Origin of the sequence: Psychromonas sp. SA13A, assembly GCF_011378715.1 — a bacterium.
GTDB lineage: Bacteria > Pseudomonadota > Gammaproteobacteria > Enterobacterales > Psychromonadaceae > Psychromonas.
In genome coordinates this window covers 11,907-33,787 of sequence record NZ_WTKU01000009.1, presented here as the reverse complement: position 1 = coordinate 33,787, position 21,881 = coordinate 11,907, and the positions used below count along the sequence as shown (strand labels likewise).

The 21,881-nt window shown below is 38.3% G+C and carries 17 protein-coding genes and 1 riboswitch; of the genes, 4 read left to right on the top strand and 13 right to left on the bottom strand.

Annotation, left to right across the window (positions count from 1 at the left end):
• Positions 1-85: 85 nt before the first annotated feature.
• From uvrA to GQR44_RS10060, 3 genes are all read left to right on the top strand, one after another.
• On the top strand, positions 86-2,914 hold the full coding sequence (uvrA, locus tag GQR44_RS10070; RefSeq protein WP_166371699.1) for an excinuclease ABC subunit UvrA: 2,829 nt from the start codon (positions 86-88) through the stop codon (positions 2,912-2,914).
• A 77-nt stretch (positions 2,915-2,991) separates the two neighbouring features.
• On the top strand, positions 2,992-4,782 hold the full coding sequence (locus GQR44_RS10065) for a PglL family O-oligosaccharyltransferase (RefSeq protein ID WP_166371698.1): 1,791 nt from the start codon (positions 2,992-2,994) through the stop codon (positions 4,780-4,782).
• A 1-nt stretch (position 4,783) separates the two neighbouring features.
• Positions 4,784-5,473, top strand: a complete 690-nt coding sequence (locus GQR44_RS10060; protein WP_240923615.1) for a lytic transglycosylase domain-containing protein — start codon at positions 4,784-4,786, stop codon at positions 5,471-5,473.
• 163 nt (positions 5,474-5,636) lie between these two features.
• Here GQR44_RS10060 and GQR44_RS10055 read toward each other — a convergent pair whose 3' ends face one another.
• From GQR44_RS10055 to GQR44_RS10005, 11 genes are all read right to left on the bottom strand, one after another.
• A complete protein-coding gene (locus GQR44_RS10055; RefSeq protein ID WP_166371697.1) occupies positions 5,637-6,236 on the bottom strand; it encodes a DUF2057 domain-containing protein in 600 nt (199 codons plus the stop codon).
• A gap of 79 nt (positions 6,237-6,315) precedes the next feature.
• Positions 6,316-7,320, bottom strand: coding sequence for a porin (locus tag GQR44_RS10050; protein ID WP_205963032.1), 1,005 nt, complete (start codon positions 7,318-7,320; stop codon positions 6,316-6,318).
• Between the two features lie 277 nt (positions 7,321-7,597).
• Positions 7,598-7,966, bottom strand: coding sequence for an RNA-binding S4 domain-containing protein (locus GQR44_RS10045; RefSeq protein ID WP_166371695.1), 369 nt, complete (start codon positions 7,964-7,966; stop codon positions 7,598-7,600).
• 72 nt (positions 7,967-8,038) lie between these two features.
• Positions 8,039-9,157, bottom strand: coding sequence for a 2-iminoacetate synthase ThiH (gene thiH / locus GQR44_RS10040; protein WP_166371694.1), 1,119 nt, complete (start codon positions 9,155-9,157; stop codon positions 8,039-8,041).
• Positions 9,154-9,954, bottom strand: a complete 801-nt coding sequence (locus tag GQR44_RS10035) for a thiazole synthase (protein ID WP_205963031.1) — start codon at positions 9,952-9,954, stop codon at positions 9,154-9,156. Before GQR44_RS10035 ends, thiH begins: the two co-directional genes overlap by 4 nt.
• A gap of 3 nt (positions 9,955-9,957) precedes the next feature.
• Entirely contained in the window at positions 9,958-10,158 is a 201-nt protein-coding gene (gene thiS / locus GQR44_RS10030) for a sulfur carrier protein ThiS (protein ID WP_166371693.1), read from the bottom strand.
• Positions 10,159-10,214: 56 nt separating this feature from the next.
• A complete protein-coding gene (locus GQR44_RS10025; RefSeq protein WP_166371692.1) occupies positions 10,215-10,964 on the bottom strand; it encodes a HesA/MoeB/ThiF family protein in 750 nt (249 codons plus the stop codon).
• A 21-nt stretch (positions 10,965-10,985) separates the two neighbouring features.
• A complete protein-coding gene (gene thiE / locus GQR44_RS10020) occupies positions 10,986-12,494 on the bottom strand; it encodes a thiamine phosphate synthase (RefSeq protein WP_166371691.1) in 1,509 nt (502 codons plus the stop codon).
• 85 nt (positions 12,495-12,579) lie between these two features.
• Complete coding sequence (gene thiC, locus GQR44_RS10015; protein WP_240923614.1) at positions 12,580-14,574, bottom strand: phosphomethylpyrimidine synthase ThiC; 1,995 nt, start codon at positions 14,572-14,574, stop codon at positions 12,580-12,582.
• Positions 14,575-14,665: 91 nt separating this feature from the next.
• Positions 14,666-14,822, bottom strand: a riboswitch (TPP riboswitch).
• 245 nt (positions 14,823-15,067) lie between these two features.
• Positions 15,068-15,460: a NifB/NifX family molybdenum-iron cluster-binding protein gene (locus tag GQR44_RS10010; protein WP_166371690.1), complete on the bottom strand. Its 393-nt coding sequence runs from the start codon at positions 15,458-15,460 to the stop codon at positions 15,068-15,070.
• A gap of 10 nt (positions 15,461-15,470) precedes the next feature.
• Entirely contained in the window at positions 15,471-15,770 is a 300-nt protein-coding gene (locus tag GQR44_RS10005) for a DUF134 domain-containing protein (RefSeq protein ID WP_166371689.1), read from the bottom strand.
• A 129-nt stretch (positions 15,771-15,899) separates the two neighbouring features.
• Here GQR44_RS10005 and GQR44_RS10000 point away from each other — a divergent pair, with 129 nt between their 5' ends.
• Positions 15,900-16,406: a PaaI family thioesterase gene (locus GQR44_RS10000; RefSeq protein ID WP_166371688.1), complete on the top strand. Its 507-nt coding sequence runs from the start codon at positions 15,900-15,902 to the stop codon at positions 16,404-16,406.
• A 168-nt stretch (positions 16,407-16,574) separates the two neighbouring features.
• Here GQR44_RS10000 and GQR44_RS09995 read toward each other — a convergent pair whose 3' ends face one another.
• Both GQR44_RS09995 and fusA read right to left on the bottom strand, forming a co-directional pair.
• The gene (locus GQR44_RS09995; RefSeq protein WP_166371687.1) at positions 16,575-18,467 is read right to left on the bottom strand and encodes a methyl-accepting chemotaxis protein; all 1,893 of its coding nucleotides are present in this window, start codon (positions 18,465-18,467) and stop codon (positions 16,575-16,577) included.
• 1,175 nt (positions 18,468-19,642) lie between these two features.
• A complete protein-coding gene (fusA, locus tag GQR44_RS09990) occupies positions 19,643-21,736 on the bottom strand; it encodes an elongation factor G (RefSeq protein WP_166371686.1) in 2,094 nt (697 codons plus the stop codon).
• Positions 21,737-21,881 lie beyond the last annotated feature (145 nt).

Below are 21,881 nucleotides of genomic sequence, written 5' to 3'. Positions count from 1 at the left end.
TTAAATAAGAAAATCGGTTAACAAATAACACCCTCAACCCACTAGAATATATCTATTATTCAACATAATTAGCGAGTGAGAAGTAATGAACAACATTGAAATCCGCGGCGCAAAAACGCATAATTTAAAAAATATTAGCCTTTCCATTCCTCGCGATAAGTTAGTTGTGATCACCGGTCTTTCAGGCTCAGGAAAATCCTCATTAGCTTTTGATACTTTATATGCAGAAGGTCAACGTCGCTATGTTGAATCATTATCCGCTTATGCTCGCCAATTTTTATCATTAATGGAAAAACCAGATGTAGAACATATAGAAGGTTTATCACCGGCGATTTCAATTGAGCAAAAATCAACTTCTCATAATCCTCGCTCCACGGTCGGTACTATTACCGAGATATCAGATTATTTACGTTTATTATTTGCGCGTATTGGCGACCCTCGTTGTCCAACTCACGGCGTCACATTACATGCGCAAACCGTGAGCCAAATGGTAGATGCTATTTTGGAGCACCCAGAAGGAAGTAAAATGATGCTTCTCGCTCCGATTGTCAAAGATCGTAAGGGCGAGCATGCAAAAATATTTGAAAGCTTAGCGGCTCAAGGCTTTTTACGGGCTCGCATTGATGGCGATATTTGTGATTTAAGCGATCCACCAAAATTAGCATTGCATAAAAAACATAATATAGAAGTCGTTGTGGATCGCTTTAAAGTACGAGGCGACCTTAAGCAGCGTTTAGCTGAATCCGTTGAAACTACATTAGACTTAAGTCATGGGTCTGTGATATTAGCTGACATGGATAATAACCACCCAGAACAACTCTTTTCTGCAAACTTTTCGTGCCCGCATTGTGGTTATAGCATTGCAGAATTAGAACCTCGTATATTTTCATTCAATAGCCCTGCTGGTGCTTGTGAAACCTGTGATGGTTTAGGGGTCGAGCAGTATTTTGATGAAGCACGAGTGGTGACCGACAGCTCACTCAGCCTAGCAGATGGTGCCATCGAAGGGTGGAGCAGTAAATCTAATTACTATTATCAAATAATACAAGCAGTTGCTGCACATTATGATTTTTCAGTAAAAAGTCCTTTTAAATCGCTTAGCAAAAAGCAACAACAAATCGTTTTAAATGGTTCTGGTGCAGATAAAATTTCTTTCACTTATAGCAATGACAGAGGTGATAAAGTCTCTCGCCTGCATTCCTTTGAAGGTGTTATTCCTAATCGTTCGCGTCGCTATAAAGAAACAGAATCTTCTGCCATGCGTGAGTATTTAAGCAAATACATGAACCGTCAACCTTGTTCAAGTTGCCATGGTTCTCGCTTAAAAGAGTCATCACGAAATGTATTTATAAATGACGTCAATCTTGCTTATATTTCCGAGCTTTCTATTTCAGATGCAGAACAATTTTTCAGAAATATCCAACTGCAAGGTCAGAAAGCGCAAATAGCAGAAAAAATATTAAAAGAGATTTTAGAACGTCTCAGCTTTTTGGTAAATGTCGGCCTTAATTACCTCAGCCTAGAGCGAAGCGCAGAAACCTTATCAGGCGGCGAAGCACAACGTATCCGTTTGGCGAGTCAAATAGGTGCAGGTTTAATGGGAGTGATGTACGTATTAGATGAACCTTCCATTGGGTTACATCAACGTGATAACGAGCGTTTACTAAAAACGCTCACCCATTTACGTGATTTAGGTAATACCGTGATTGTTGTAGAGCACGATGAGGATGCAATTCGTCAAGCGGATCATATTATTGATATTGGCCCTGGTGCTGGTATCCACGGGGGAGAAATAATTGCGCAGGGTAATTATCAAAAAATATTAAAAGCTAAAAACTCACTAACTGCCGATTACTTGAGTGGCCGTAAAGCCATTGAGATCCCAGCGCAACGAACGCCACTCACTGGTAAATGGGTAAAACTTAATGCTGCAAGTGCAAATAACTTAAAATCTGTGGATTTAGCGTTACCTATTGGTGTTTTAACCTGTGTAACGGGCGTATCAGGATCTGGTAAGTCGACATTGATTAACGATACTCTATTTCCATTAGCGCAAACCAAGCTCAATAAAGCGACCACAATACAAGCCGCTAAGCATAAGAGTATTAGTGGCTTATCACAACTAGATAAAGTGGTTGATATCAATCAGAGTCCAATCGGTAGAACACCGCGCTCAAATCCTGCGACTTATACTGGTATTTTCACACCAATTCGAGAGCTATTTGCAGCCACACCTGAATCTCGATCTAGAGGTTATAAACCAGGTCGTTTCAGTTTTAATGTTAGAGGCGGACGCTGTGAAGCATGTCAAGGCGATGGCATGATCAAAGTAGAGATGCACTTTTTACCTGATGTTTATGTGCCTTGTGACGCCTGTAAAGGACAACGTTATAATCGTGAAACCTTATCAGTGAAATACAAAGGTAAAAATATTCATGAAACCTTAGATATGACTGTTGAAGATGCATTTAAATTCTTTGAGCCGGTGCCTGTTATCGCACGAAAATTACAAACATTAATGGATGTTGGTCTATCCTATATTCGATTAGGACAAGCAGCGACGACTTTATCGGGTGGTGAAGCGCAACGTATTAAGTTAGCTAGGGAGCTGTCTAAGCGAGATACCGGCAAAACGCTGTATATTCTAGATGAGCCAACCACAGGATTACACTTCCATGACATTGCTCAACTGCTAAAAGTGATCCATACTCTGCGCGACAAAGGTAACACTTTAGTGATAATAGAACACAATTTGGATGTTATTAAAACGGCAGATTGGATCATCGATTTAGGCCCTGAAGGCGGTAATGGCGGCGGCGAAATAATTGCAACGGGCACACCGGAAGAGGTAGTAAAAGTAAAAGGCAGTTATACGGGACAATTCTTAAAAGCGCTTTTAGACAAGAAGAAGTAACTCAATAGCGATTATTTATTATTTGGATTCAATAAATAATCGCATCACAAACAATCCTAAATAAACATGAGAGATAAATGGATTTACAACAAAAATTAACACGTACGTTTTTTATTAGTTTTACACTTTTAATGGGATTCGGAGCGCATTACTTTCAACATAATCAAGGGGGAAGTGGCTTAGAACTTGCGGTTAATAATGTCGTTTGGATATTTTTCTCTCTGTTAATCGGATTAGGATTATGGAAAATAAGTGCACAACAAAAAATAATTTACTCTAAATATACTGCCATTATTTTTATTGCCTTAGGATTATTCTTTGTACCTGTTTTCTACCCCAACAATGTCTTAGCAGATCAAAGTTATACGCGTTTATTGGGTCTATTTGCAGGCATTTTACTGTTTCTCAGTCTGCAGCAATTTAACTTCACTCGGCAACAAGTTGAAAAGATCTTATTGTTAGTTGTATTAGCAGGTTTAATACAAGCTTGTTATAGCCTGATGCAGGACTATTTATTATCCGCCGATAACTACTTTGGTTACAACGTAGGTTATGGGCGCCCCTATGGCATTTTCCAACAACCGAATGTATTAGCTAGCTTTATGGCGACAACACTTATCTTAAGTGGCTATTTACTGCAGAGAATAGACAATAAAAAGCTTCATATATTCTTATTACTCACTGCAATGCTGAATATTTGGGTGATCACCGTTGCCATGTCTCGCACTGGTTATTTAGGCACTGCGATTGCGCTTGTATTGATTGCACCGTGGGCATGGCAAACTAACAAAAAGCGCTTAGGCTTATTTGTACTGGCGATTATATTAGGTACCGGCTTTGCTTCAATGAAGGGTGATGCCTTAGGCGCTCGTAATATTGAAGTAATGAAAGAAGGTGGTGCGCGTGTTCAGATGTATCAAAATTCATGGGACATGATCAAAGAAAAACCTTTACTCGGTTATGGATATGGTAGTTTTGAAAAATCATATTTAGTGACAACTGCTGAAAAAGTAAAGAATGGCCAATCAAAACCTGAAAGTGCAGTACTGACACATCCACACAATGATCTACTTTTTTGGGCAATTGAAGGTGGTGTTGCCCCTATACTGGGTATATTACTGCTAGTATTCACTTTTATACTTTTATTGTGCTCATTTAAGTTAAACAAAGCTTTAGCATTATTGGCTTTAGTCGTGCCGATTGCAGTACATACTCAAACAGAATACCCCCTCTATCATTCCGCCTTACACTGGTTGGTATTGATAGTATTGGTTTTTTATGTCGATTACGAATCCGAAACAACGCATCAAAAACGCTTTACCCCGACTTTTTTCCTGCGTGTTACTGGCACCTTGATTCCGCTTTTCACTGCTATTTTTATGGTGACCAATTTATTTACTATTGCAAAAATAACCGCATTTGAACGTAGTCAAAATCCAGATATTAGAATCTTAATGCATATTGTTAACCCATTAGTTTTTGATACGAATTTCACTTTCCACCTTTATAACTTTCGCTTAAATGGCGCCATACAAAGTGGTAATGAAGCAGAAATAAAACAAATTATTAACGAATTAGAGACAACTGTTTATCGCTCTCCAAAACCTTTTTACTTTCATATTTTATATCTCGCTTATAAACACAGCGAACAACCAGAAAAAGCACTTCAAACATTACAATATGCTCGATTTTTATATCCCAAAGATAAAGGTTTAAAAAATGCAGATGTAGTACAAAAATCAGCTTCAAGCCCAGTTTCAACGGCTTTAACAACACATTCACAAAAAGCAGATGTAAGTAGTAATGAGCTCAGTATTAACAAGATGGCTTCTGACCCAATCAATAGTGATAATGAGGTTTCTCAGTAATATGTTGAGAAATCTCTTAAAGTCACGATTACTCTCTCAAATGAAGATAAAGTTAAAGCTGATATTACCTTCATTTATCTGCTTATTGAGCTTAATTACAAGTGTATTTGTATCCACTGCAAGCGCCGATATTTATATGTATACGGACAAAAGTGGTAACAAATTTTTCTCCGAGCGGAAGGAAAACAAAAATTATAAGTTATTACTTCGCAGTGATAGCAATAGAGCGCCACCTAGTTTTAAAAACTGGAAAGCTAAGAGTTATACCAATATCGCCATTCCACGTAATAAAACGCTACAGAGAAAATATCATCCGATTATTGTTAATGCAGCCAACAAACATCAGTTAGATCCGGCATTTTTACACGCGGTGATCACTGCGGAGTCTGCTTATCAACGAAAAGCAATATCATCGGCAGGTGCTCAAGGGTTAATGCAACTAATGCCTGAAACAGCAAAGCGATTTGGTGTTAACGACCCATTCGATCCCACGCAAAGCATTTTTGCTGGGGCACTTTATTTAAAAACATTATTAAAAGAATTTCGTAGTAAGGATTTAGCATTAGCGGCTTATAACGCAGGGGAAGGGGCTGTAAGACGATATAAACGTCAGATTCCACCTTATCCGGAGACACAAAAGTATGTTTCCAAGGTGCTGACGTTTTATCAATATTATAAACACAATTTATAGCAGTGTTGGTCAGATAAAAGAGAATATTAAACGCATGAAAGATAAGGTAATAAAGCACAGCTTAACAATCTTATCTTTCTTATTTTTCTTATTTTTCTTATTCTTTAAGCAGTCCTAATCTACGATGACTGTTCGCATTCAAGCTGAGTGCATAAACGGTATATTATTGACTAATACGTAGTTTGAATTGTTCACGCGTTTTTCGATCTGCTTTCTGGTACCAATAATCTAACATTTTACCCGCAACATCTACTTCAGACTGAGTACCTGGAGTGGTAATAATTGTAATACGCTGTTGTAATGAAGCAGGTTGAGAGGTCAGATTATAATCTTTCATTTCTGCCACTAAATCGCGGTCAAACTGCATACCGTTTTTCAATAGTTTTCCCTGCTCAAATAGTACGTCCTGTGACTGGCTATCTTTTAAGCTAATACTGGGCTTTTCATTAAAAGCATCACGTTCAGCTTGTGATGTTAATTTAGGTATAGCCATCACATAATTATCATTCTTTCCCGCAAAGGTCATAATGATAATGTCAGAAGAATAAAATACATCATCTCCTCCTACGCGATAACGATCTTGATAGCGAAATGCGATTTGGTTTTGACCATTTTTTAATAATACCGGTGAGGCACTAGATGACTTTTCACCATTAACAAGCTGTAATTTAACTTGTGAAGGTATGGTTAACTGGATATCCGCTAACACCTGTGAACTTATGCAACAGGCCATTGCGATGCTCAAAACATTCCAAAATTTCATCTTTAATTATCTCCAACTAAAACTAAAAAAGCACTCAAAAAGAGTGCTTTTCTGAATGAACTATATCGTGAACAATAACTTAGAAGCCGTAACGAGCACCTAGTTGTAGTTCATTTTCACGTTTGTCGTTACCAGCAGACATATCGTTATTTAGTGCTAATTTGTAACTACCGTATACAGCAAAGTTACCGATGTAACGTGCATATTCAACAGCAACAAAGTTAGTCTCTAACGACGCGATGTCATCGGCTGAATAGTAGCTATAACCAATATTGACCAAGTTACCATTATCTTCACCAAAGTAGTAACCTGCATAAGCGTCCGCAGCAACAAAATCAGAATCTGCAATAGGATCTGGATTAGTATCGTCCCCATTGTTAGCAGAAATATTACCAGTCATCCCAGTAACCGCTAAATACACATTACCTTTTGAGTATCGTGCACCGAGCATATAAGAATCAGATTGTCTTTTTTCCGCACTATTACCGTATTCTTGGTTACTGCTTGCTACACCAGCAGCTAATTCTACTTCAGGCGAGATTTTATATGCAGCCATTACACCAAAACCATCTGCGTTATTATTTGCATTTTGAGTGCCAGATGCCTGAAAAGTTAACTTATCAGCTTCATAGATGTAACGTAATGTGTTCTTTGAACGGTCAGCTGATGTTTCTGTGTTGTCATTAATATAACCACCAAACGTTTCAGCTACATCGGTGAAGTCAGTTAGGTAGGTAACGGCATTACTTTGATGACCGTAAATAACAGTACCAAATTGAGTATCGCCACCCACATAAAGATGACGTGTTGTTAGGTTTGCTTCATTGTCATCTTTGTTTTCTTTAATTTCAAATTCATAACGACCAAAAACAGTCAAATCTTCATTTAACTTGTTTTTACCGTTTACATTCAAACGTACACGAGATTTATCAGTGTATTCGCCATCAGTTAGGTTACCACGTACTTCTACACGTCCACCTACATTGAATTCTTGGGCATCGTTTTTGTAAATAGTAGCAGCAGAAAGCGGAGCAGAGAGAATAGCACCAGAGGCAACGGCAATTAAATATTTATTGAATGTCATATTCATTTTCCTATAGTTTAGAATCATTTTTATTGATGATTTTGAGAGATAAGTGCTCGAATAAGCACCATTACTTTAGTCAAAAATGTAGACGATCCGTGTCCCTGTTAAGTAACGCCCCTAACTTATATAAGTTTTCAAAGAAATTCATGAAAAAATGATATAAAAAACAAAAATAGTGACCGGCATCACACAAATAAAAAGGTTCAAATTTAAACTATTGAAATATAAATAAAAAAATGTAATTTTTATCAACGACAATTAACTATTGTGATCCTTAAAAGCTAATTGGTTTTCGATTTTTTTTAGCAGCTTGTGGTAATTCTGATTGCTTATCTTGTTTGCCATTATTATTCGTAATCGGCTGCTCCTGCTCTACAAACTCATAATCAGCTGTTTCACCTTGTACGGCAATCTGAAAATATTGTTCATTAAAGTAAATCAGATCGCCCGCATAAACTTTTTTACGCTTTTGAGTTTCGACTTCTCCATTCAGTGAAACATAACCTTCTGCGATCACTTGCTTCGCTTCGCCACCACCGGAAACAAGGTTTTCAATTTTTAATATTTTATATAACTCGATCGGTTCACGCTTAATTTCTACTAACGTCGCATAAATCTCTTCTTCTTGTTCGAACTCTGTCATCTTTATTTTCCTTATATCCGTTACTCATCAAAATACATTATTTTTGCACTTAAATGGTAACGGGAATAGCCATTATTTTGCAGTTAAACTATGATCCCAATCTTTCCAGACCACTTCATAACCTTGTTTTTTAACAATCTCCGCCATCATAGCAGGTGAACGCTCATCACTGATCTCAAATTGCTCTAATGCCACCTCTGATTGCTCTGCATAACCGCCTGGTTGAGTACTTGAACCAGCGCTTAGAGAGGTAATACCTAAGGGTAAAACATGGTTGCGAAAGTGTTCAGATTCACGTGTTGATAATGACAATTCAACTTCGGGGTTAAATAAACGATAGGCACAGATTAACTGTACTAGCTCTTTATCGTTCATCACTGACTTTATTTCCATTCCACCTTCACAGGGGCGCAAACGCGGAAATGAAATAGTATAACGACTTTGCCAATATTTTTTCTCCAAATAACTTAAATGCGCCGCTACATAAAAACAGTCCGTACGCCATTCTTCTAGGCCAATCAGACTTCCTAATCCCATTTTATGAATACCCGCTTTACCTAGTCGATCATGCGTATCCAATCTGTAGATAAAATCAGATTTTTTACCTTTAAGATGGTGCTCAGCATAGGTGACTGGATTGTAAGTTTCTTGGTACACCAATACTGCGTTGACTCCATATTCAATCAATTCACTGTATTCGTTTTGATCAAGTGGTTGTACTTCGATGGTGATGTTTGCAAAGTGTTTTTTGATAACAGGTAAAGCTTGCTTGAAATAATCCATACCTACTTTACGTTCAGATTCCCCGGTCACAATTAAGATATGATCAAACCCCATTTTTTTAATGGCGAGGCATTCATTCTCAATTTCTTGCATGTCGAGAGTTTTACGACGCAATGCATTGTGCATTGAAAAACCACAATAAGTACAAATGTTACTGCACATGTTAGACAGGTAAAGTGGAATATAAAACTGCTGCGTTTTACCAAAACGTTGCAAAGTTAACTGCTGTGATTTTTGCGCCATTTGCTCTAGATAAGGTTCAGCAGCTGGACTTATTAACGCTTTAAAATCTTCTAAATCTAAACGCGGCTTTGATAAGGCACGTTGTACATCGGTATCTGTTTTAGCGTAGATAGATAAGCGAATATCGTCCCATTGATACTCTTTTATTTTGTCACTGAAATTCATAGACTTGCCTCAAGAAATGCCGTTAACGGGCTTGAAGCAATAGCTTGTGAGCTTTGTCCGCCTAAGCCAGCTAAATATCCTTGACGACCAGCTTGAACCGCTCTAGCAAAGGCTTCACTCATCGCCACAGGATTGCCAGCCACGGCAATTGCAGTATTCACTAATACAGCGTCGGCGCCCATTTCCATAGCGAATGCTGCATGAGATGGACTACCTAATCCAGCATCGACAATCACAGGAATATTGGCTTGTTCAATGATAATTTCTAAAAAATCACCAGTTTTAATGCCTTTATTTGAGCCAATCGGAGCGCCTAATGGCATCACAGCAGCACAACCTGCTGCCTCTAAGTGCTTACACAAAACAGGGTCAGCATGAACATAGGGCAAAACAACAAAACCTTTATTAGCTAACATTTCGGCTGCTTTTAAGGTTTCAATTGGATCGGGTAGTAAATACTTTGGATCGGGATGAATTTCTAATTTAACCCAATTCGTTTGCAATGCTTCACGGGCTAGCTCTGCAGCAAATACGGCTTCTTTGGCATTACGGGCACCAGAGGTATTTGGTAATAGGTTCATGCCATTTTTAATGAGGGGCGCAAGAATGTCATCATCTCGATGTTGCATATCCACACGTTTTAACGCCATTGTGACTAATTCTGATTGCGATGCTTTTAAGGCTGCCACCATAGTTTTTTGGTCGTTAAATTTTCCAGTCCCTGTAAATAAACGAGAAGAAAACGTTTTATCACCAATGATTAATTGGTCATTTTTATTCATTTCATCAAATAACATGATTTACCCACCTGCAATCACTTGGAATAGAGAGATATTGTCACCCTCGTTAAGAATAGTGTCGGCCCAATGAGAGCGACTGATAATGTCTTGATTAACCGCAACAGCACTGCCCATAAGGGGTTTATTTAAATGTGCTAATAATTGCTCGATATTGGTATTCTCTGCGAGCTCTACTACTTGTTCATTAATTTGTATTTTCATTACTTACCATCCAATTAATCTTTTTCTATCAGTGCAATTTAATGAGCGTAACCAGATTAATGCTGTCCACATACTTTGCATTTTGGATCTTTATTAACCGTAAAAGTTTGCCAATCTAGTGACTTTCCATCGAATAACTTTAATTTATTTTTAATCCCTGAAGGCAAACCCACAAAGTATTTAATCGCTTCTAATGCTTGTAGTGTCCCAATGGTACCAACCACAGGGCCAATAATGCCTGAGTTACTACAATTGAGTGCTTGCTCTTCTGAACTTGGAAATAAGCAATGGTAACAAGGTGAATTTACTTCACTATGATCAAAGAACATTAGTTGACCTTCAAAGCGGATCGCGGCGCCTACAATTAAAGGCACTTTTGCATTAACACAGGCTTTATTAATCAACTGTCGACTCGCCATGTTGTCAGTGCAATCCAACACTAAATCCGCCATGGTCAATTCCATGGTCAATTGCATCTCGTGCATTTCTTTATTGATACTTCGAACTTTAATTTCTGGGTTGATTTGTTGTAATTTACGCTTAGTCACTTCAACCTTGGACTCACCAATATCTGAACTTTGATATGCGATTTGACGCTGTAAATTACTGACTTCAATATGGTCAAAATCATTCAACACGATATGCCCAATACCTGCAGCCGCAAGATATAGTGAAGCAGGCGCACCCAACCCACCCATCCCAATAATCAGTACTTTGGCATTCTTGAGAGCCTGTTGACCCGTTTCTCCAACATCTTCTAATAAAAGATGGCGGCTATAACGTAATAATTCGTCGTCATTCAACATATTTTTATCCTTTATTCACTACTAGCACATGATCTCATTAAACTGATTAATCACCTGTTTAGGGTCATCTGCTAATGTAATTGCTGTTACAACCGCAATACTACCAATTCCCGTCTGCCATACTGCTGGAGCACGTTCTAAACTAATACCTCCGATTGCAACGGTTGCCATATCTGACATCAAGTTCGCATACTTAGACAAACGTGTTAACCCTTGTGGATCGGAAGGCATATCTTTCGTTTGTGTTGGGAAAATATGACCTAGTGCGATATAACTTGGCTTGAGTTGTCTTGCACGTAACATTTCATAATAACCGTGTGTACTAAGCCCTAAACACAATCCTGCATCGGCAATTAAAGGCAAATCAGCTACATCCATATCTTCTTGACCTAGATGTACTCCATAAGCATTATGTTTAATCGCTAACTGCCAATAATCATTGATAAATAATCTTGCGTCATACTTTTTACCTAACGCAATAGCATCAATAATTTGTTGTTCTACTTGCTCAGGCTGTTTATCTTTAATACGCAACTGTAGTGTTTTCACACCCATTTTTAAAGCTCGCTCGACCCACTCCACAGAGTCTAAAACAGGATATAAACCTAGCTTAGTCGTATCACAAGGCTCGAAACCAGGACCCGCTTCTAAGTTACCAGGTAGGTCAAGTTCGTAACCAATAGAGGATTCAGGTAAAACGACTTCAGGAAAGTTTTCTCTTAGTGTTGGCCAGCCACAATGAGCGACAGAGCCTTCACCAGCACCCAGGGCTTTAGATGCTTTTAAACCTTGGTTTAAATAAGCTTTTGCAATAACGAGAGCATCCTCAATAAAATAATCGAGTGCCATTGCTGCAGCAATCGCACTGGCTAAGGTGCAACCTGTCCCGTGTGTATGAACATTATCTAAACGTGGGCTGGTTAATGCTATTTCTCTGCTTCCATCACTCCAATAATCAAGTGCAATATCATCCACCAGCTCAAAGTGCCCCCCTTTAATCAGAACACTAGCGCAACCCATGCTGATTAACTTATCCACTGCCGGTTTAAAGGATTCACCAGAAATTAATGCATGACCAGATAACGTAAGGACTTCATTTGCATTAGGTGTTAGAAGATCAATTTGCGGTAATAATTGTTTTTTAATGACCTCAAGAATTCCCTCTTCAGCCATTTCATCACCCGTTGAAGCGACGGCGACAGGGTCGTAAATAACAAAGGGCTTATGCGCCCAAGTTTGCTTATATAAAGCTAACTGTTGAGCTAGTATTTTGACGTGCTCAACACTTGCAACCAAACCTATTTTAATGATTTTAGCGGGCATATCTTCCGCTAAGCTAGCTAACTGTTGTGTGAACATTTTTTCTGAAACACTTTCAACTAACTGCACGGCTTGAGAATTTTGTGCAGTCACAGCGGTGATCACAGAGCAACCATCAGCCCCTAAATCATGAAATGTACAGAGATCGGCTTGGATCCCTGCACCGGCACTAGAGTCTGATCCAGCTATTGTCCACACTATGTTATTCATATTTAACCTTAAACTTGTTTGTAAACCGGCGATCAGTAAAGGACTAATCGCCGATAATTTTTTGCCATCATACTTTATCTAAGCTTTATATTTTATCCACAAAAGCTGGTTGATAAATTTCAGCACCATTGTCATTAAATTCTTTAGCTTTAAGCGCCATACCTTGTTCCGCTGTCATTTCTGTCGTCATAACAATGGTTTCATCTAATATTTTGATCGATATTTCACCTGAATCTAACTTTGCAGTAAAGTCGCGTACATCTTGGGTAATTTTCATTGAGCAAAATTTAGGACCACACATAGAGCAGAAATGCGCAACTTTCCCCGATTCTTGCGGTAGGGTTTCGTCATGATACTCACGTGATGTTACGGGATCTAAACCTAGATTGAACTGATCTTCCCAACGGAATTCAAAACGTGATTTTGATAGTGCATTATCACGAATTTGTGCACCAGGATGACCTTTTGCTAAATCAGCAGCATGTGCAGCGATTTTGTAAGTAATCAACCCCACTTTTACATCATCTTTATTAGGTAACCCTAAGTGCTCTTTAGGTGTCACATAACAGAGCATTGCACAGCCATACCAGCCGATTTGGGCAGCGCCAATACCAGAAGTAATATGGTCGTAACCCGGTGCAATATCCGTGGTTAATGGACCTAAGGTATAAAATGGGGCTTCAAAACATTCTGTTAACTGTTTATCCATGTTTTCTTTGATCATCTGCATCGGTATATGACCTGGGCCTTCGATGATCACTTGCACATCATATTCCCACGCTACTTTAGTCAGCTCACCTAATATTTCTAATTCAGAAAATTGTGCTTGATCATTTGCATCAGCAACCGAACCTGGACGCAAGCCATCACCGAGTGATAACGACACATCATACTGCTGACAAATTTCACAGATTTCACGGAAGTATTCGTAAGCAAAGTTTTCTTTGTGATAGGTCAAACACCATTTCGCCATGATTGAACCACCACGAGACACAATACCAGTCACACGTTTAGCCGTCATCGGAACAAAGCGTAACAATACACCGGCATGAATAGTGAAATAATCCACCCCTTGCTCTGCTTGCTCAATTAACGTATCGCGAAACACTTCCCAACTTAAATCTTCGACCACCCCATTCACTTTTTCTAGAGCTTGATAGATAGGGACAGTGCCAATTGGTACTGGAGAATTACGCATGATCCATTCACGTGTTTCATGAATGTTACGACCCGTTGATAAGTCCATTACCGTGTCTCCGCCCCACAGCGTTGACCACACTAATTTTTCCACTTCTTCTTCGATGGAAGATGAGACAGAAGAGTTACCGATATTAGAATTAACTTTAACTAAAAAGTTACGGCCAATGATCATCGGCTCTAATTCTGGATGGTTGATATTTGATGGGATGATTGCACGGCCTCTCGCCACTTCTGAACGTACAAATTCAGGTGTGATCGATTCCTGTAAATTCGCCCCGTAACTTTGCCCTGCATGTTGTGAATGTAATGCTTCACATTTAATACGCTCACGGCCTTGGTTTTCACGAATCGCAATATATTCCATTTCTGGTGTGATAATACCCTGACGAGCATAGTGCATTTGTGTTACGCACTGCCCTTTTTTCGCACGCAAAGGCTTAGGTAAATTTGCGAAGCGTAATTCATCTAATGAATCATCCGCTAAACGTGTTTGTGCAAACGCAGACGTCACTCCGTCAAGTTTTTCAACATCATCACGCGCTTCTATCCAGCTTTGGCGTAGTTTTGGTAACCCCGCATGAACATCTATTTTAGTATTCGGATCAGTATAAGGGCCTGACGTATCGTAAACAGGAATGGGCTCATTTTGTTCATAAACTGGATTATCTTCACTGCCGCCAACAAACGTATCGGTTTGGTGGATCTGACGCATCGCGACCTTGATAGGATGGATATCCCCATCGATAAAGATTTTTTCAGAGTTGGGGTAAGACTCATTATTCAAATTTTGAATATAGTCTTGTGCAGCTTGGCGTGATTCTCGGCGTGATAGACCTTTACGATCGGTTGTTTTTAATGTTGAGTTAATATCTTTAGACATAGCATTCTTTACCTGTTTATTATAAAAAGCTTATAAAAAATTAGAAGAGTGCTTGTCGAATTTGTGTGGAAGTTAAAAAAGATCAATGGAATGAAATTTTCTACTTGTTCCCTTCGTAGGTATTAGCCCAATCAGGTTCCACGGATCCCACATAATTTTGTTAACACTGATTAGTACCATGTATTAAAAAATTATTTAATGTGGTCTCAGCCTTTGGGACATTCCCATTAGCACTCCGACAAGATGCAGGCAGTATAGAAGAAAAAGCAATCAAGTTAAACAGGTGAAGAGAATTAAGCAAAAAAGACCTTAACCCTTTAATCGTGTTTCTATTTAGTAATGGGCAGGAAGTAGTTAAGTGATTTAAACCAATAAACTAAACCACTTATTATTTAAAGCTAACTCAACATTTTAGCATTCAAAATGCAAAAATCCTCAAGGCCTGAAGCATGTAGATCTAAGCTATAAAATTGATGAATAACGAATATATTATCTAATGATGACTACAGCATCGACCACCAGCATTTTTATGTGATGCTTTTTTCAATACCCCTTGCTCAGGTGTATTTAAAGAACGACGAAGTAATTTAGCACTTTCCAATAATGTTTCAATATCATCCCTTGTATTACCTTGCTCTACTTTTAAACCTGCATTCAGTAGTTTTGCTAAGGTTTTCTCACCTACTTTTCTAACAATCACAACATCGCAGTGCATTTCTTGTAAGAGTTGAATAATCAATAACTTTGCAGAACAACCGCTAAGGCCTAAAGCTGGATTATCATGCACAGCTATTATCTGATTGTTTTCATTATAAAAGGCGAAGTTCTCAGATTTTGAAAACTGGTGAGAGAGCTTATTATTACTCATTGCGACAGCATAAATCATGGTATTTTCCTTAATTATCTAGGTTGACTAATTCATTGGGTAACACTAATGCATGACCGTTAATCAATGCATTACTTATCTTAAAACGTGACTTTTTTAAAATATTGGCAAAGGTTTGTCGTGAAACTTGCATTCTTTTGGCTGCATCCTGTTGCGAAAGCCCTTCAATATCTACCAAGCGGACAGCCTCCAATTCATCACTTTCAATGCTGATTTTGATTAGCTTAGTTGCTGGAATGCCATTGGGTTTAAATAGACTGCATTTAGCAAATTTTTCAGCACAGATATGTCGCTTTATTTTAGGTCTCATTTACAGTTATCAATCCTTAGTTCTAAATTTCAGTTATCAGTTATCAATTACCTTTTGATATGTTATCTTAACCAAGTAATTAGCATATGCCAATTACTTTATTGTCAATAATGAATGATAGAGGTCAATATGTCTGCTACTCATGACTCAGAAAAAACACAATTATTAAAAGAATTACAGTCACTTAATAACAATAATATCCCTCAGCCACTAACCTTAGTACGCAAGAAAAAAAGTCATCAAGGTTGCATGTTGTGTGGGCCAAATGCCGTATTAGGTTTGAAATTAGATTTTTACAGTGATCCTAATCAGCAAGTCTGGGCTCATTTTAAAAGCTCAATTCACCAACAGGGTTATGAAAGTATATTGCATGGTGGTTTTTTAGCGGCATTATTAGATAGCAGCATGTGCCAAGCAGTTTTTAATCAAGATATTGAAGCTGTAACAGCGGATATGAATATTCGTTTTTTACATGAAATGAAGATCAACAGTGATATTTTGATGACAGCTAAAGTTCTGCCTTCTCGCCCTCCTCTTTATAAAGTAGAAGGTGAGTTATATGTAGATGGCCTATTGATGGCAAAAAGTAATGCGCGTTTCATGACAAAAGGATTTGCTAAAAGCAAAGTAAATTAAGTGTCTGTCAGCATAGCTTTTATCACAACTATAGCGTAGTTTTAGTGCCCATTATTATTCGAAATATAACCCCTAACTCGAATACTTACGAAGCTTAAAATATCTGCGATTAGATATTGGGATAAGCAAACATCCCCTTACAAGGGTAAGGAGATGTTTGCTTATTAATTACACATGGAAAACTGAAACTTTAGCACTTAATAAATTAGCTTGGGCGTTCAATTCACTCGCTTGTAATTTAGATACCGTAGCGTCTTCAGTTAACTTATCAGTTACATCTTTAATGGATGTAGTATTTTTAGTGATCTCAGAGGTTACTTGATTTTGTTCTTCTGAAGCGGTGGCGATATGAGTTGCCATATTACTAATCACTTCTACTGAGTCCTTAATTTTAGCTAAAGATTGTGCGGCCTGCTGTGCATCATTCACCGTACCTTTCGCTAATAAAGAACTGTTATTCATCAATTTCACTGCATTATTAGTGCTCGTTTGCAAAGTGCCGATCATACTCTGAATTTCTTCAGTAGAACTATGGGTGCGCTGCGCTAAACCACGCACTTCATCAGCGACCACAGCAAAACCACGTCCATGTTCACCAGCTCTTGCCGCTTCAATAGCAGCATTAAGAGCCAATAAATTAGTCTGATCCGCAATACCTTGGATAGTTGTTAAAATTCCATTTATATCTTGTGCATGCTGATGTAGTGCACTAATAACATCAGTTGCCTGAACGATTTCAGTAGCTAAGTTGGTAATCGAATGTTGTGTTTTTTCTACTTCTGATTGACCTTGTTGTGCATAATCAGCTAAAGAATAAGCGGCCTGTGCTGTTTGCTCTGCATTTTCGGCAATTTCATGCGTTGCTGATGACATCTCAGTCACAGCCGTTGCTACCATAGTTACTTCTTGCTGCTGCAATTGTAACCCTTTAACTGATTCATTAGCTCGCCCTTCACTGTCACGCGCTTCTATTTTAAGCTGTTCAGCCAAAGCAAAAACATCTTGAATAAGCATTTGTAAGCTACCCATAAACTGATTGAAATGCTTCCCCAATGTACCCACTTCATCATTACTATCAATATCAATACGTCTAGTTAAGTCACCTCCACCTTGTGCAATCGTTTCCAGAGCGCGAGATACACCTTGTAATGGTTTGAAGAGATAATTACAAAATAGATTAAAAGCTAACAAACAAACTGCAACAATCACTAATGCTCCTAACAATTGTTGCCAGAGTGCTGTAATTAAAGGGGCTACAACAGATTCCTTATTAATTATCACAATCGTTTGTAAACGCGTTCCCTTAATAGGAGCGACATAAACATAACTCTCTTGATCCGCCACCGTCATGATTTGTAATTTAGCATTTGCGGAGGATAAATTTGATAATCCTTGGCTCAATTCAGGATCCATTGCACTAAGCGGTTTATTTAATAACGAGCTATCGGCATGTGCAAAAATATTACCTTTATTGGTTGCGATAAACATATAACCTGTGCCAGGCAAAACAGCACTTTGTAATTGCTCAATGATATCGCTGATCTGTACATCTGCACCTAAAACGGCAGTTTCGCCTATAACCTGAACGGCTTTACCAAGAGAAACAACATTTGCACCTGTCGCGGCTGCTACTGTTGGGTTATCCATAAAGACAGCCTGTGGCTTAGCCATCGCATTTTTATACCACCCCCACTTTCTAGGATCATCATTGCCTGAAGGTAGAATTACGCCATTTGCATTTTTTTGACTACCATCTTGAAATGCTAAAAATACATTATCAAAACCAGCTCCAACTCGTAGCTGCTGTAAATGTTTTTCTAATTGATCAAGTTCGACGGTAGCGGGTAGAGACTTTAGAGCTTCTCCTTTTGCCGCAAGCCAGTCACTTACGTACCGATTATAATAGCTAGTACTACTTAGAAGACGCTGATTTAATTCAATATCTAATCGTTTGAGTGAACCTTGAAAAGAGATTGTCATCACTAATATAGCGCCAACTAAAATGGCAAAGCTAGCGGAAAAAGCTAACTTTTGCTTAAGTGTAACTCGACCAAAAATCATAACTAACTACCTATTATTGAATATAAATTTATTATTGATGCGAGGATAGTTTAAAGTGTCATATAAGTAAAAATAAAAAATCATATCAATAAAAACAGAAAAGCCCACTCAACTTTCATTACGAGAGAAAAGCTAAAAATTATTTTTAGCCGCTGCTTTGTGAGCTTTAACTTTCTCGACTTACTCTGGCTATAGACATCAGATACTGAAGCAGGACAAGGCATGATTTTTTTGAGCCCCATGCAGAACTGACCACTTCATGAAGCCATTACTGGCAATGAAGTTAATGTTCGAACATTTCTAGAATTTAATATAAAGCATAAAAAAACCCTCACTATTTTCATAGCAAGGGTTTATCAACTTAAAAATATTTCTTTATCCTAATTTAGGACAGAAATTATTTTTTAGCCGCTGCTTTATCAGCTTTAATTTTTTCGACTTACTCTGGGTATAGACATCAGATACTGAAGCAGGACAAGGCATTGTGTTTTTGAACTCAATGGAGAACTGACCACTTCATGAAGTCATTACTGGTAATGAAGTTAATGTTCGAACATTTCTAGAATTTAATATAAAGCATAAAAAAACCCTCACTATTTTCATAGCAAGGGTTTATCAACTTAAAAATATTTCTTTATCCTAATTTAGGACAGAAATTATTTTTTAGCCGCAGCTTTATCAGCTTTAACTTTCTCAACTTACTCTGGGTATTAGACATCAGATACTGAAGCAGGACAAGGCATGTTTTTTTTGAGCCCCATGCAGAACTGACCACTTCATGAAGTCATTACTGGTAATGAAGTTAATGTTCGAACATTTATATAATTTAATATAAAGCATAAAAAAAACCTCACTATTTTCATAGCAAGGGTTTATCAACTTAAAAATATTTCTTTATCCTAATTTAGGACAGAAATTATTTTTTAGCAGCTGCTTTATCAGCTTTAACTTTCTCGACTTACTCTGGGTATTAGACATCAGATACTGAAGCAGGACAAGGCATGTAGTTTTTGAACTCCATGCAGAACTGACCACTTCATGAAGTCATTACTGCTAATGAAGTTAATGTTCGAACATTTCTATAATTTAATATAAGTATAAAAAAACCCTCACTATTTTCATAGCAAGGGTTTATCAACTTAAAAATATTTCTTTATCCTAATTTAGGACAGAAATTATTTTTTAGCCGCTGCTTTATCAGCTTTAACTTTTTCAATCACAGCATCAGATACTGAAGCAGGACAAGGCATGTAGTTTTTGAACTCCATAGAGAACTGACCACGACCTGAAGTCATTGTACGTAGTGAACCGATGTAACCAAACATTTCTGAAAGAGGTACGTCAGCTTTAATACGAACACCAGAAGCACTAGGCTCTTGACCAGCGATCATGCCACGACGACGACTAAGGTCACCGATTACATCACCAACATGATCATCAGGAGTGAACACGTCTACAGCCATCATAGGCTCAAGAAGTTGTGCGCCTGCTTTAGGGATAGACTGACGGAATGCACCACGAGCTGCTAATTCAAATGCTACTGCAGATGAATCCACGGCATGGAAACCACCATCAAAAAGTTCAACTTCAACATCAAGTACAGGGAAACCAGCAAGTACACCAGTATCCATCATGCTTTTAAAGCCTTTCTCGATAGCTGGGAAGAATTCTTTAGGTACGTTACCACCAACAACAATTGATTTAAACGCAAAACCAGAACCAGGTTCGCCAGGCTTGATACGGTAATCAATTTTACCGAATTGACCAGAACCACCAGATTGTTTCTTATGTGTGTAAGAATCTTCGATTGCTTGTGTGATTGTTTCACGGTAAGCAACTTGAGGTTCACCAACAACTAAATCAACACCGTATGTACGTTTAAGGATATCAACTTTGATATCTAAGTGAAGCTCACCCATACCAGACAGGATTGTTTCACCAGAGTCGATATCAGTTTCAACTTTAAATGTAGGATCTTCTGCAACCATTTTACCGATAGCAATACCCATTTTCTCAGTAGAACCTTTATCTTTTGGTGTAACAGAGATAGAGATTACTGGGTTAGGGAAAACCATTGCTTCTAGAATGATTGGATCTTTTGGATCACATAATGTGTGACCAGTTTGAACGTTACCTTTCATACCAACGATAGCGATGATATCGCCCGCTTGTGCAGAAGTAAGTTCGTTACGATCATCAGCTTGCATTTCACACATACGACCAACACGCTCAGTTTTACCTGTAGCAGCGTTCATGATGGTATCGCCTTTCTTCAACGTACCAGAGTAGATACGTACGAAAGTTAATGAACCAAAACGGTCATCTGTAATTTTAAATGCTAGTGCTTTAAAGCTTTCTTCAGCAGAAACAAGTGCGAATTTACCGTTAGGCTCGCCTTCTTCATCTGTAAGAGGTTGTGGATCAACTTCTGTAGGTGAAGGTAGGTAATCAACAACAGCGTCAAGGATGTTTTGCATACCTTTGTTTTTAAACGCAGAACCACAGTAAGTAGGGAAGAATTCCATTGTGCGCGTACCTTTACGGATACAACGTTTAATGTCTTCTAGAGATGGCTCTTCACCTTCAAGGTAAGCTTCAAGTAAGTCATCGTCTTGACCTAGTGCTTCTTCAAGCAACATTTCACGGTACTCTTCTACTTTATCAACCATGTCCGCAGGAACATCTTGGATAGAGTAGTTTTCAGGAAGACCTGTTTCATCCCAAACGAATGCTTGACGAGTTAATAGATCTACAACACCACAGAAGTCATCTTCTATGCCGATAGGTAGAACCATAACTAGTGGGTTAGCACCTAAAACGTCTTTAGTTTGTTTAACTACACGGTAAAAATCAGCACCCATACGGTCTAATTTATTTACGAAGATAATACGTGCAACTTTTGAGTCATTCGCGTAACGCCAGTTAGTTTCTGATTGTGGTTCAACACCACCAGAACCACAGAATACACCGATGCCGCCATCCAATACTTTAAGTGAACGGTAAACTTCAACAGTGAAGTCAACGTGTCCAGGAGTATCGATTACGTTAAAACGATGATCTTTCCAGAAACAAGTTACAGCAGCAGATTGTATAGTAATACCGCGCTCAGCTTCCTGTTCCATGAAGTCAGTTGTAGATTCGCCATCATGTACTTCACCAGTTTTGTGGATCTGTCCAGTAAGTTTCAAGATACGCTCTGTAGTAGTAGTTTTACCCGCATCAACGTGCGCGAAAATACCAATGTTTCTGTATTTACTTAAATCTGTCATTTTTTATACTCTGTATTTAAAAAATTGGAGGCTATATTCCCGCGGCATTATACAATCTTTGTAGTTAAACAGAACACAGTATTTAGAAAAAAGCGGAAATATGTTGTTTTTTTCGACTTTATTTTGTCATCTTTTATGAAAATAG